We start from the raw sequence: 12,486 nt of genomic DNA, 5'->3' as shown, positions 1-12,486 counted from the left end.
GCGTGGCGTGGATCTACCGGGCGGGATGTTTCAGCCCGCCAGCTCCACCCGGTTGCGGCCGTTGCCCTTGGCCCGGTACAGCGCCTTGTCGGCGCGTGCCAGCGTGTCATCCACGCTTTCACCGGGCTGGTGCTGGGCCACACCAATACTGATCGTGATCGGGAATCCCAGCGGAAGGTCTGCCACCGCCAGGCGCAGGAACTCGCATTGCAGTTCGGCCGTGCGCAGATCAGTGCCCGGCATCACCGCCACGAACTCTTCGCCGCCATAGCGCGCCGCCATGCCACGGCCAGCGAAGTGCGAGCGCAGCAGCACGCCCAGCTCGGCCAGCACCCGGTCGCCGGTGGCGTGTCCCTGGAAATCGTTGATGTGCTTGAAGTGATCGATGTCCAGCAGGGCCACGCAGGCCACTCCCGGTTGCCCATCGATCTCCGCCACCGCCTCTTCCAGTGCCACCGCCATCGCGCGACGGTTCGGCAGACCGGTCAGCGCATCGGTGCGGCTCTGCTCGGCCAGGTCGGCATTCTGCGCCAGCAGCACGTCCTGGTACTCCGACAGCAGGCGCTCGTAGTCATCGCGTTCCAGCATGTGCTTCTGGATGTCGAGCGCGAAACGGCGCAGCTCCATCACCAGCATCACCTGCCGTGACAGAGCGGCCAGTGCCTCGGCCTTGTCGCTGGGCAGCTGCTGCGGATGTGCATCGAACACGCACAACGTACCCAGTGGCAGGCCATCGGAACTGATCAGTGGCGCACCGGCGTAGAAACGGATGTGCGGGTCACCGGTCACCACCGGGTTGTCGTGGAAGCGGATGTCCTGCAGCGCATCCTCGACCACCATGATTTCCTGCGGCTGCAGGATGGCGTGGCCACACATCGATTCGCTGCGCAGGTTCTCTGCCGCGTCGATGCCCTGGATCGACTTGAACCACTGCCGTTCGACATCGATCAGGGTCACCGCCGCCATCGAGGTACCGCAGACCGCCTTGGCGATCGCCACCAGGTCGTCGAATGACTTCTCGCGCTGCGAATCAAGGATCCGGTAGCGGTACAGCGCCTCGAGCCGAAGGGCTTCGTTGGCAGGCTTGTCGGGCTTGATCATGCAGCGTCACATTCCGGCAGGTCACTGCGGAGTCTAGCCGATGTAGAGCCGAGCCCATGCTCGGCTGCACCCGGACAAAAGGGCAGCCGAGCATGGGCTCGGCGCTACAGATGCCGTTTACCAGTCCAGCTGCTTCGGCAGCAGGCCCTGCAGTTCCTGCTCGGTCAGGTTGCGCCACTGGCCCGGCTTCAGCGCGCCGATCTTGATGTTGTCGATGCGCACGCGGCGCAGCTGGGTTACGCGATAGCCGAATTCGGCGGCCATCAGGCGGATCTGCCGGTTCAGGCCCTGCTGCAGGATCATGCGGAAACCGAACTTGGCGATGCGCGAGGTCTTGCACGGCAGCGTCATCTGGTCGTGGATGCGCACGCCGCGCGCCATGCCACGCAGGAACTCATCGGTCACCGGCTTGTTCACCGCCACCAGGTACTCCTTCTGGTGGCCGTTCTCGGCACGCAGGATCTGGTTGACGATGTCGCCGTTGCTGGTCATCAGGATCAGGCCTTCGGATTCCTTGTCCAGGCGCCCGATCGGGAAGATGCGCTGTTCGTGGCCAACGAAGTCGACGATGTTGCCCTTGACCGAGGTTTCGGTCGTGCAGGTGACGCCCACCGGCTTGTTCAGCGCGATGTAGACGTGGCGGCGGGCGCCGGGCTTGCGTGCCACGCGCGCGCGCAGCGGTTGGCCGTCAACCAGCACCTGGTCTTCCTCGCCCACCACCGCACCGGTGCCGGCCGGGTGACCGTTGACGGTGACGCGGCGGGCGGCGATCAGGCGATCGGCCTCGCGGCGGGAGCAGAAGCCGGTGTCGGCGATGTGTTTGTTGAGTCGGGTGGTCATCGCCCTATTATCCGGCATCGCCGCCCGCTGCGCCTCATGCCGGGCCGGGCGGATCGAGCTCTTCACCGTCGAACACACGGTTGCGACCCGCGCGCTTGGCCACGTACATGGCGTGGTCGGCCCGCCGCAGCAGTGCCGCCAGGTCATCCTCGCCCGGCCGCCACTGTGCCAGGCCGATGCTGGCGGTCACCTCCAGCCCCGCTACCTGCAGCGCCAGGCCGGCCTCGGTGATGCGCTGGCGAAGGCGGTCCAGCCGCGCCGATGCCGCCTCACGCGGCATGCCCGGCATCAGCAGCAGGAACTCCTCGCCGCCCATCCGCACCACCTCGTCCTGGCTGCGCACCGCCGTGCGCAGAGCCCGCGCGACGGCCACCAGCACCTGGTCGCCGACCGCGTGCCCATGGCGGTCGTTGATGTCCTTGAACAAGTCGATGTCGAGGAAGCCGATCACCAGCGGCCCTCCCTCGCGGTTGACACGCTCCAGATGCCGCCCCAGCTGCTGCAGGCCGGCACGACGGTTGGGCAGGCCGGTCAGGCCATCGGTCTCGGCCAGCTGGCGCAACTCGTCACGTTGCTGGCGCAGGCGGCCAAGCCGCTGGTTCAGGGCGTAGGCCGCCATCATCAACAACCAGGTCACCGCCAGCTGCAGCGCCTCCACCCGGTACTCCAACAGCCACTGCGCACCGCAGGCATCGGCGATGATCAGTGCCAGCATCGGTGCCAGCGCGGCTAGACCCGCCTGCGACCAACGGTCGCCGCGCCAGCGTGCCCATATGCCGACCAGCAGCGCCAGGCCGCACCCGGACAGATAGGACACCTGCAGGCCCTGTGCGACCCAGGCCAGATGCTCCCAGCGCAGCCACGGCACCAGCGCGGCCAGCGCCATCAGGGTCCACAACACCAGCAGCTGGGCCGGGCGCGATCGGGGCAGCACGCGGTCGCCTCCGTTCAGCCGCCACAGCGCCGGTAGTACCAGCGCCTGCGAGGCCGCGGTCAACGACAGCAGCCACCTCGCGCCATGTTCCCCCACCGGCAGCCAGGGTTCCGGGTAACCACTGAGCCCACCGAGGATGGCCTGCCACAGCACCATCACTGTGGTGCCGGCGACATAGACCAGGAAGCTGCGATCGCGCGTGGTCAGGAAGGCCATCAACGCCGACAGCGCCAGTGCGATCGCCACGGCGATGCAGGCGGCACGCATCAGCAGTCGGGCGGTGTCGTTCTGCTGCACCGGGCTGGGCGCGCCCAGCCGCAGGGTCGGTACCCAACGTGCCTTCAGCGGTGTCTGCCAAGAGACCAGGAACGGCTCATGGCTGCCGGCCGGTGGTACCGCCACCAGGCCGATGCCGGCCCGGAAACGTGAATCGCGGGTGCGCGCGTCGTGCATGTTGCCGCAGATCTCGCGGTCACCGTGCTGCACCCGGACTTCACCGGCAAACACGTTGAACACGTCCAGCGCCTGTGGCTGGCCCGACCAGCCTTCCGGCGGAGCCGGTACCAGCACGTGCTGGCGGGAGCCGGACAGCATCTGCGGCGTGCATGCCCGATGTGGCGTTGGTTCGTCGGTGGCGCCTCCCACCAGCAGATAATCGCGGCCCGACACGGCCACGGCGCCCTGAAGCGGCCACGGCATCGCCAACCACGCCAGCAGTACGACCAGCACCGCCCGTGTTCCGTACTGCCACTGCCTGCCGCCCACGCCACATCCTGTTGTCGCTTACGCCCGCGCCCACTGCACGTCGCCCCTGGCGCGCATTATCGCAGCCGGACGTGCGCCGCAGGTGTAGACCAAAGTCGCCGCCGCGCCGTTCAGCCCGCCGCCGGCGGCCCCTTCACCGCGACCAGCCGCACGGGGCGCAGATCGGCCAGGGTCATCCGCTCCAGCGGCTGCGGGCGCTCGATCGCATAGCCCTGCAGGCCCTGTACGCCGAGGCGGGTCAGTGCCCCGGCCACCTCCGTGGTCTCCACCCACTCGGCCACCACTTCCATCTGCAGCTCGCGCCCGAGCTCGCTGATCGCACGCACCGTGGCGTGGCTGACAGGGTCGGTATCCATGTCGCGCACGAAGGCACCGTCGATCTTCAGGATGTCCGCCGGCAGCTGGCGCAGGTAGCCGAAGGAAGACAGACCAGAGCCGAAGTCATCCAGCGCCATCCGGCACCCCCGTGCCTTCACCGCATCGATGAAAGCGCGGGCCTGGCTGAGGTTGCTGATCGCCGCGGTCTCGGTGATCTCGAAGCACAACTTGGAGGCCAGCGCGCGGTTGCGCTCGAGCAGGTCGCAGACGAAGGCGAGGAATCCCGGCTCGGCGATCGACTGCGCGGACACGTTGACATTGCACAGGCCCAGCTGCCGCACGTGTGCCGGACACACCTGCAGGTGGCGGAACAGCAGCCCGAGCACATGACGATCCAGCGCCACCGCCATGCCATAGCGCTCCACCGCGGGCATGAACTGGCCGGGCAGATGCAGGCTGCCATCGGTACCACGCATGCGAACCAGCACCTCGTAATGCAGGTAGGACGGATCACCCACGCGGGCGATGCGTTGTGCATACAGCACCATGCGGTTCTCGGCCATTGCCAGGCTGACGCCCTGCAGGCGCTCGGCCTCCTGCCGCCGTTCTTCCAGCGCCATGCGGTTTTCGTTGAAGCAGTGCACACGGTTGCGCCCGGCCTGCTTGGCTGCATAACAGGCGCTGTCGGCGGCACTCATCAACCAGTTCACGTCCGGCGCATCGGCACTGACTTCCACCACGCCGATGCTGCAGCTCAGCTGTGGACTGCCCTCGCTGATCGGGAAGGTGGCCTGGCCCAGGTTGCGGATCACCCGCTGCAGCACGCGCTTGGCCTCGTCCTGCCCGGCATGGGCGAGAAACACCGCGAACTCGTCGGCGCCAAGCCGGCCGACCCAGTCACCGTCACGTACCGCAGCCACCAGATAGTCGGCGAAACTGCGCAGCATCTGGTCACCGGCGGCGTGGCCGAAGCTGTCGTTGACCAGCTTGAAGTGGTCCAGGTTGATGTAGCACAGCGAATGCGTGCCGCCCTCGCTGCGCACCTGCAGCAGCGAACGTTCCAGCAGCCGCTCGATCTCGCGACGGTTGATCAGGCCGGTCAGCGGATCGTGGCTGGCGTGATGCTCGATCTCACGTGCCAATGCATGGTTCTGGCTGACATCCTCGATGATCGCAAACACCGACAGGCTACCTCCCGCGCTGCGCACGCCGGTGCCACTCCAGCGCCCCCACACCAGGCTGCCATCGCGGCGGCAGAAGCGCAGTTCACTCGGCCGCAGCTGCCGGTCCCAGTCGATGCGGCCGACGCCATCGATGACCAGTTCGCCTTCCATCAAAAGATCACCGAGCGACATCTGCAGCAGCACGTCGCGTCGGTAGTCGAGGATATCGGCCATCGCCTGGTTGGCTTCGATCACCTTGCCTTCGGTGTCGAGCTTGAGCATGCCGACGTTGGCCTGGTAGAAGGCGGCGCGGAAGCGGCTTTCGTGCTCGGTCAGATCCTTGCCGACGCGACGCGCGAGGGCCACCGCCATCAGGCTGATCGCCAACACCGACAGGCCACCGACCACCAGCGTCGCGATCCGCACCATCGTGGCCATGCGCAGCAACGCTTGCGAAAATGCCTGCGCCTGCACCTGCAGCCGCCGGTCCAGATCACGCAGCTGTTGCAGGTAGCGATCACGGACAGGCGCAGGCAAAGCGCCTTCGCCATGCCGCAGCTGCAGCTCGTCGACCAGGCGCTGCACCGCCATCAGGTCACCATCGGTCTGCCGCCACAAGGCGGTCGCCTCGCGGAACGCACCGATGTCACGTGCATGGCGGAAGGAGAACACCAGCCGTGGAATGTCGGCGCGTGCGTTGCCGCCCTGCAGGAACCCCTGCCTGGCTTTGGCTTCATCCGGCTCGGCCTGTTCCAGCGCCAACCGCGCCTGCAGATCGCCCAATGGCACCTGCAGGGCCTGGCGTGCGTCGTCCAGGTCCTGGGCATCCCGCCGCGCCAGGTAGCGGCTGAGCGCAGCGGTGGCTTCCTGCTGACCACGCGACCAGTAGCCCTGGCCGGCGATCCAGGCGGTGGAGGCCGCCTGCAGTTCCTGGATCAGGGCGGACAGTGCGACCAGTCCGATCGCCATGCCCGTCAACAACGCGAATCGCAGTCCCAGCCCACGGGTCATCGGTACCCGCCGGCCCTGCTGGTCCGTGCCACTTCTACCCATCCCGGATCCCCCCGAATGTGCTGCGGTGACAACCTACCTTGGAACCCGGCCAGCCTAGGACCGGCCATGTGTGGGCCATGCGAAAAAGGGGACGGAGGGGATTAAGTCGTTTTCGGCATAAGCGCGTGGCCTGCCATTTACGACTTAATCCCCTCCGTCCCCTTTATCTGTACGCCAGCCCGGAGGCTGGCGTTGTTGCGGACGGCTGCGGGTGCGGCTTAGAAGCTACGCGGGCCGCGCGGCTTGAAGCCGTCACGACGCGGCGGGCGGCTGTCGCGATCACCGCCGCGGTCGCCACCATGGCCACCCGGACCACCCGGGCCGCCACGACGCGGGCCACCCGGGCCACCCGGACCGCGCTTGTCAAAGCGCGGCTTGAACGGACGCGGGGCCGGGTTGGTGTCTTCACCCGGGGCCAGCGCACGCATCTGCAGCTGCTGGCCCGACACCCAGACCTTCTGCAGGTGCGACAGCACGTCCGACGGCATCTGCGCCGGCAGGTCCAGCAGCGAGAAGTCGTCGTGGATGTCGATGCGGCCGATGAAGCGGCTTTCCAGGCCGGCTTCGTTGGCGATGGCGCCGACGATGTTGGCCGGCTTCACGCCATGCTGGTGGCCCACCGAAATACGGTAGGTCTCCATGCCCTGCTCCGGCGCACCGCGCGGCGGAACCTCACGGCGCGGACGCTGCTCGAAACCACCTTCGGCGTCATCGCGACGCGGGCCACGCTCGAAGCGCGGCCCCCGCTCGTTGCGGTCGAAGCGATCACCACGCTCAGGACGGTCACCACGGTCGAAGCGTTCGCGCGGCGCGCGCTCTTCACGCGGGGCACGCACCGGCGGCTGCAGCAGGAACGGGGTATCACCCTGCAGCATCTTGGCCAGCGCGGCGGCCACTTCGATGGCCGGCACGTTCTGCTCGCTCTCGAAGCGCTCCAGCAGCTGGCGGTAGAAGTCCAGGCCACCGGCGCCGAGGGTCTCGGTGATGCGCGTGGTGAACTTGTTGATGCGGTTGTCGTTGACCGCTTCCACGCTCGGCAGCTGCATCTCTTCGATCGGCTGGCGGGTGGCGCGTTCGATCTGGCGCAGCATGCCCTTCTCGCGCGGGGTGGCGAACAGGATCGCCTCGCCGCTGCGGCCGGCACGGCCGGTACGGCCGATGCGGTGCACGTAGCTTTCAGTGTCGTACGGGATGTCGTAGTTCAGCACGTGGCTGATGCGCTCCACGTCCAGGCCGCGGGCAGCCACGTCGGTGGCGACCAGGATGTCCAGCTTGCCTTCCTTCAGCATGGCGATGGTGCGCTCACGCTGGGCCTGCTGCATGTCACCGTTGATGGCGGCAGCGGCCAGGCCACGGGCCTGCAGCTTGCTGGCCAGTTCTTCGGTGCCGGCCTTGGTACGCGCGAAGATGATCATCGCGTCGAACGGCTCGACTTCCAGGATGCGGGTCAGCGCGTCCAGCTTGTGCATGCCGCTCACCCACCAGTAGCGCTGGCGGATGTTGGCCGAAGTGGTGGTCTTGGCCTGGATGGTGACCTCGACCGGATCCTGCAGGTAGGTCTGCGCGATGCGACGGATCTGCGGCGGCATGGTGGCCGAGAACAGGGCCACCTGGCGCTGCTCCGGCAGCTTCTTCAACACGGCTTCGACGTCGTCGATGAAGCCCATGCGCAGCATTTCATCGGCTTCGTCCAGCACCAGCGTCTTCAGCTCGGACAGGTCCAGGGTGCTGCGGTCCAGGTGATCGATCACGCGGCCGGGGGTACCGACCACGATGTGCACGCCACGGCGCAGGGCCGACAGCTGCTGGCCGTACGGCTGGCCGCCGTACACCGGCAGCACACGGAAGCCCGGGATCTTCGACGAATAGGACTGGAACGCCTCGGCGACCTGGATGGCCAGCTCGCGGGTCGGTGCCAGGATCAGGGCCTGCGGCTTGATCTGCTGCAGGTCGATGTTGGACAGTACCGGCAGCGCGAACGCTGCGGTCTTGCCGGTGCCGGTCTGGGCCTGGCCCAGCACATCGCGGCCTTCCAGCATCGCCGGGATGGTGGCGGCCTGGATCGGCGACGGAGTTTCGTAGCCGATGGCGGTGACTGCCTGCATGACAGGCTCGGACAGGCCGAGCTGCGCGAACTGCAGCGGCGCTTGGGATTCTTGGGACATGGGGAACTCCAAAGACACTGCCGTCTTCCTGGCAGTGCGATAAAAAAGGTGATGGTCCGCGCTTTGGGCGCCCTTCTTATCGCGTGCCCTGGCGCTGCTCGGTCGGAGGAGATTTCACTCACTCAGAGCGGAATCATACCGCATTGATCCTGAACGAGGCATACAGCTTTCCGGGCGCGTGCTGTCAGGCCCCGCGCTGGCGCACAATACGCGGCCTCTTCCGGCACGGCCACTGGCCTGCGCCCCCTCTCCCAGGAACCCCGCTCCATGCAGATTCTCGAATTCGACCTCGACGGCGACTATGTCGAACTCAAGCAGTTGCTCAAGCTGGCCGACCTGGTCACCAGTGGCGGCGAGGCCAAGATGGTCATCAGTGACGGCCAGGTGCGGGTCGACGGCGAAGTCGAACTGCGCAAGGCCTGCAAGATCCGCGCGGGCCAGGTAGTCGAATTCGCCGACAGCCAGATCCGCGTGCTGGCCGCCGTCTGATCTGAATCTGTTCAGGCCACGCGCTGGGTCAGGTGCGAGGCAATCAGCTGCCTGAACGGTGCCACGCCCTGCGCCAGGCGCAGGCCGGCCGCCCGCAGCAGCCGCGCCGGACCGCGATCGTCGGTGTACAGGCTGGCGATCGCATTGGTGGCTTCGTACAAAGGACGCGATGCCAGCCGATGACCGCGCTGATAGCTGGCCAGCATGCCGGCCGCGGCGATGTCGGCACCGCGGCGCTGCTGCTCGACGATGCCCTGCGCCAGCCGCTGTGCGCTGGCCAGTCCCAGGTTGAAGCCATGCGCGGTGACCGGGTGCATGCCGACGGCGGCATCGCCGATCAGCGCCGAACGCTCGCCGACAAAACGGTGCGCATACACACCCACCAGCGGATACGCCTGTGGCGTGGCCACTGGCTGCATGCGGCCCAAGCGGTGTTCGAAGCAACCGCTGATGGCTTCACCGAAGGCCACCTCATCCATCGCCAGCAGTTCTTCAATCTGCCGCGGCGGCAGCGTGATCACTGCTGATGCCTGGCCCTCGTTGAGCGGCAGCAACGCCATGGTGCGGCCGTAGCCGAACCATTCCCAGGCAGTGTGGTGATGGTCGCGCTCGACCTGCATGCGGCACACCAGCATGGACTTGCCGAAGTCACGCATCTGCGCACCGATGCCAAGCATGCGGCGGGTGGCGGAGAAGCGACTGTCAGCGGCCACCAGCAGCCGCGCATGAAGTTGGCTGCCGTCATCAAGTTGGACCAAGTGGCCCTGCGCATCGGCCTGCACGCCCTGCACCTTGCGCCCGTCGAACAATTCCAGGCCGTCCTGGTCCCGCACGGCATCCCATGCAGCACGGCGGATCAGATGGTTGGGTACCAGCCAGCCCAGCGGCTCGCCATCGACCTGGCTGCTGGCGAAGGTCAGCGCGAACGGCGAGCCGCCGTTCATCACCTTGGCATCGCGCAGCTCAGCGACTTCGGCCTGCGGCAGGCGCTGCCACAACCCCAGTTGCTCCATGCTCTGCCGCGAAGCATGGGTCAGCGCGATCTCGCGGCCATCGAAGGCGGCTTCGGCCAGGGCCTGGCGCGGCTGCACTTCCACCAGCCCGACCTGCAGGCCGCTGCCGGCCAGCGCGCGCGCGAAGCACAGACCCGCCGGTCCGGCGCCGACCACCACCACGTCCATCCTGCGCATGCGCGCCTCCCGCCGTTGATTCAGTCCGGACCAGCATAGCGCCGCGCACCTGACCGGCCTTGATCTGGATCAGGCCCGGGTCACAACAGCGCGAACACCAGCGCCAGGATCGACAGCAGCGAGACCAGCCACACCAGGCTGCGCACGTAAGGCACGCCCGCGGCATACAGCGGCAGATAGACCACGCGCGCCCAGAAGTAGGCCTGCGCGGCCAGCGCCGTGGCGTCGTTGCCGCGACCGGCCACCACCACTGCGATGGCGGCGGCGGCGAAGAACGGGAACGTCTCCAGGAAGTTGGCCTGCGCACGCTGCAGGCGACCGGCCAGCGCGCTGACCGGCTTCGCATCGCCATCGCGTGCCGAGGCATTCCACTTCATCCCGCGCTCGCGGGTGACCACGGTGGAGGTGGCGAAGATGTAGACGAAGCCCAGCAATACCGACCAGGCCAGCATCGTCAGTTCAGTTGCCATCGTTCATCTCCTCAGGGTGCCGACGCACGCAGGCTGTAGCCGGCCAGGCGCCACACCTTGTCCTCGTCGAATCGGAACGAGACCAGCTCGCGCACCGGCTGTGCGCTGTTGGCGAAACGGGTCGGGAAACTGACGTTGATGTACAGCCCTTCCGGCACCGCGGCACCAGCGCTGTACTTGACCCGGGTGATGGTCGGCTGGCCGCGGCCGGCCAGCGCACCCAGGCGCGTGCGCTCGGTGGTCAACTGGCTGACGAAGGCGGCCTTTGGTACTGCGCGGCGCGCGACGGCCGAAGCGCCATCCCACAATTCGCCGGCGCGGTTGGCATCAACCAGCTGCGCCGCCTTCACTGCAGCCGCGCCCATTTCCGCATCCTGTTTCTGCACCTGTGCCTGCTGCGCGGCGGTCAACGCCGGAGCGCCGGCCGTGGCCGGTTTCGCAGCCGCCGGCGAGGCCGGGGCCGGTCGCGCGGGTGCCGGGGCGGGCGTGGCCGGCGCAGGTGCCTGCGCCAATGCGGTCAGGGGCAGCAGGGACAGCAGCAGGAGCACGCGCTTCATGGACACCACCGGTCTTCTGGAGAGAACTGCAGTCTACGCCAGCACGGTGACTACGCTGTCAGCGTGCCGGAGCGTTGCCCTCCACCGCTGCCGCATCGGCCTGCGCGGCGGGCGCGGCGGTGTTCACTGGCGCCTGCTCGGCCACCGGCGGCGGCTCCGACGGTGCCGGTGGCAGCGTTGCCACATCGATCTCCGAAAGCGGGCTTTCTTCCGGGCATACCGCATCCGGGAAGCCGAAGCGCTGCTTCAACGCCTGGCCGCAGCTGTTGATCGATTCCATGTCGGCGCCTTCGCGCTTGCACTGCTGGTCGAAGGCAATCAGGAATGCGTCCTTGCGCTGCACGAAGTCATCGCCACAGGCGCGCATCTGCTTGATCCGTTCCAGATCGTCCTGCACCGCATTGGTGCCATCCAGGCCGTACTGACGCAGCTCGTCCGGGGTGAGCAGGCGCAGGCTGCGGTTGGGCACGGTCATCATCAGGTCGGCCACGCCCACCGCAACGCCGTTGCGCTGCAGATAGTCCTTCACGTTGTCGTAGACCTCGTGCAGCTCGCGGTTGAGTTCCGCGCGTGAGGTGGCCTTGGAGCTGATGCGCATCATGCGGTGGATGCCGACCTTGCCCGACAGCAGGCGGTTGTCGCCGGCGGCCAGCACGAACACGCAGGCGCTGTGGCAGATCGAGCCTTCGCGCACCCAGATGGTCCAGCCGGATTCACCGATGCTGTCACCGGCGACGATCGCCGATTCCACCTGGCCGCCGCTGGAATCCAGATCGAGGATGCGCTTGTGGATCTTCTGCTGGTCGGCGACCACCGCCAACCGCCACATCATCTCGGCGAAGCCCGGATTGATCTTGCCGGCGTAGCGCACGCGCATCAGGCCGCGCTCGGCGCACGGCGCCAGCGCCTGGGTGATCTGCTCGCGCTGCAGGCCTTCCAGTTCGACACCGTCGCCGGCATCGCCCGCATATTCCGTGCTGCAGCTGACCCAGGCGCGGCCATTCTCCAGCTGCGCCTGCGGCCACGGCCGATCCGCCCGGCTGCGCGGCGGCACCGGTGGTGGCGGTGCGTCGGCGGCATTGATCGACACCATGTTCTCGCCATCGCTGGCTGGCGCCCGCGCCGCCTTGTCGGCAGCCGTCACATTGCCCGGATTCTCCAGCTGACTGCAGCCCGCCAGGGCCAGGCACAACAAGGGCAACCAGCGGAGTTTGGCGGACATCGGGCAACCAGTCTTCACGTGAGCAAGAACCACAGTCTACCCGTCCGAGGCGCGCATTCAGCGCGCGGCACTGAACCCCTTCTGACCCTTGGGAAAGCGTGTCGACCAAGGTCGACACCTACCAGAGCGGGATGCCCTTCCGACAGATCGCAGGAACCTGTCGAAGGCGGGGTGGGTCCGGTTGCAGGGGCGTGAGCGCCATGGATGGCGCGACCGAGT

10 protein-coding genes are annotated in these 12,486 nt (G+C 67.5%); 1 reads left to right on the top strand and 9 read right to left on the bottom strand.

Translation table 11 applies throughout. From position 1 onward, the window contains the following. Positions 1–30: 30 nt before the first annotated feature. The 5 genes from FQS62_RS07040 to FQS62_RS07020 all read right to left on the bottom strand — a co-directional run bounded on the left by FQS62_RS07040 (position 31) and on the right by FQS62_RS07020 (position 8,339). Positions 31–1,101, bottom strand: coding sequence for a sensor domain-containing diguanylate cyclase (locus FQS62_RS07040; RefSeq protein WP_049445040.1), 1,071 nt, complete (start codon positions 1,099–1,101; stop codon positions 31–33). A gap of 117 nt (positions 1,102–1,218) precedes the next feature. Next, entirely contained in the window at positions 1,219–1,941 is a 723-nt protein-coding gene (locus FQS62_RS07035) for a pseudouridine synthase (RefSeq protein WP_208043605.1), read from the bottom strand. Between the two features lie 34 nt (positions 1,942–1,975). Next, a complete protein-coding gene (locus FQS62_RS07030; protein ID WP_208043604.1) occupies positions 1,976–3,640 on the bottom strand; it encodes a sensor domain-containing diguanylate cyclase in 1,665 nt (554 codons plus the stop codon). A 110-nt stretch (positions 3,641–3,750) separates the two neighbouring features. Continuing rightward, on the bottom strand, positions 3,751–6,174 hold the full coding sequence (locus FQS62_RS07025) for a putative bifunctional diguanylate cyclase/phosphodiesterase (RefSeq protein WP_088480694.1): 2,424 nt from the start codon (positions 6,172–6,174) through the stop codon (positions 3,751–3,753). Positions 6,175–6,392: 218 nt separating this feature from the next. Beyond that, positions 6,393–8,339, bottom strand: a complete 1,947-nt coding sequence (locus FQS62_RS07020) for a DEAD/DEAH box helicase (protein ID WP_049445032.1) — start codon at positions 8,337–8,339, stop codon at positions 6,393–6,395. Positions 8,340–8,606: 267 nt separating this feature from the next. Here FQS62_RS07020 and FQS62_RS07015 point away from each other — a divergent pair, with 267 nt between their 5' ends. Further along, positions 8,607–8,828 carry an RNA-binding S4 domain-containing protein gene (locus tag FQS62_RS07015; RefSeq protein ID WP_088480693.1) on the top strand — a complete coding sequence of 74 codons (222 nt, stop codon included), beginning with the start codon at positions 8,607–8,609 and terminating at the stop codon, positions 8,826–8,828. Between the two features lie 11 nt (positions 8,829–8,839). Here the strand turns inward: FQS62_RS07015 and ubiM are convergent, their stop codons facing one another. The 4 genes from ubiM to FQS62_RS06995 all read right to left on the bottom strand — a co-directional run bounded on the left by ubiM (position 8,840) and on the right by FQS62_RS06995 (position 12,267). Further along, on the bottom strand, positions 8,840–10,018 hold the full coding sequence (ubiM, locus tag FQS62_RS07010; protein ID WP_208043603.1) for a 5-demethoxyubiquinol-8 5-hydroxylase UbiM: 1,179 nt from the start codon (positions 10,016–10,018) through the stop codon (positions 8,840–8,842). 80 nt (positions 10,019–10,098) lie between these two features. Next, on the bottom strand, positions 10,099–10,488 hold the full coding sequence (locus FQS62_RS07005) for an MAPEG family protein (RefSeq protein ID WP_049445026.1): 390 nt from the start codon (positions 10,486–10,488) through the stop codon (positions 10,099–10,101). Between the two features lie 11 nt (positions 10,489–10,499). Further along, positions 10,500–11,045, bottom strand: coding sequence for a DUF4019 domain-containing protein (locus tag FQS62_RS07000; RefSeq protein WP_049445024.1), 546 nt, complete (start codon positions 11,043–11,045; stop codon positions 10,500–10,502). A gap of 58 nt (positions 11,046–11,103) precedes the next feature. After that, positions 11,104–12,267 (bottom strand): COG3904 family protein, encoded by a 1,164-nt coding sequence (locus tag FQS62_RS06995; protein ID WP_049445022.1) that lies wholly within the window; start codon positions 12,265–12,267, stop codon positions 11,104–11,106. Between the last annotated feature and the right edge of the window lie 219 nt (positions 12,268–12,486).

This window comes from Stenotrophomonas sp. SBJS02, assembly GCF_020428325.2.
Classification (GTDB): domain Bacteria; phylum Pseudomonadota; class Gammaproteobacteria; order Xanthomonadales; family Xanthomonadaceae; genus Stenotrophomonas; species Stenotrophomonas africana.
Note: the sequence above shows the minus strand (reverse complement) of the source record. Positions and strands in the feature narration are given on the sequence as shown.

Excerpts from the sequence above, each read along its gene's own strand:
- FQS62_RS07015 (WP_088480693.1), top strand. The coding sequence starts at position 8,607 with ATGCAGATTCTCGAATTCGACCTCGACGGCGACTATGTCGAACTCAAG.
- FQS62_RS07020 (WP_049445032.1), bottom strand. The coding sequence starts at position 8,339 with ATGTCCCAAGAATCCCAAGCGCCGCTGCAGTTCGCGCAGCTCGGCCTG.
- FQS62_RS07040 (WP_049445040.1), bottom strand. The coding sequence starts at position 1,101 with ATGATCAAGCCCGACAAGCCTGCCAACGAAGCCCTTCGGCTCGAGGCG.
- FQS62_RS07035 (WP_208043605.1), bottom strand. The coding sequence starts at position 1,941 with ATGACCACCCGACTCAACAAACACATCGCCGACACCGGCTTCTGCTCC.
- FQS62_RS07005 (WP_049445026.1), bottom strand. The coding sequence starts at position 10,488 with ATGGCAACTGAACTGACGATGCTGGCCTGGTCGGTATTGCTGGGCTTC.
- FQS62_RS06995 (WP_049445022.1), bottom strand. The coding sequence starts at position 12,267 with ATGTCCGCCAAACTCCGCTGGTTGCCCTTGTTGTGCCTGGCCCTGGCG.
- ubiM (WP_208043603.1), bottom strand. The coding sequence starts at position 10,018 with ATGCGCAGGATGGACGTGGTGGTGGTCGGCGCCGGACCGGCGGGTCTG.
- FQS62_RS07000 (WP_049445024.1), bottom strand. The coding sequence starts at position 11,045 with ATGAAGCGCGTGCTCCTGCTGCTGTCCCTGCTGCCCCTGACCGCATTG.
- FQS62_RS07025 (WP_088480694.1), bottom strand. The coding sequence starts at position 6,174 with ATGGGTAGAAGTGGCACGGACCAGCAGGGCCGGCGGGTACCGATGACC.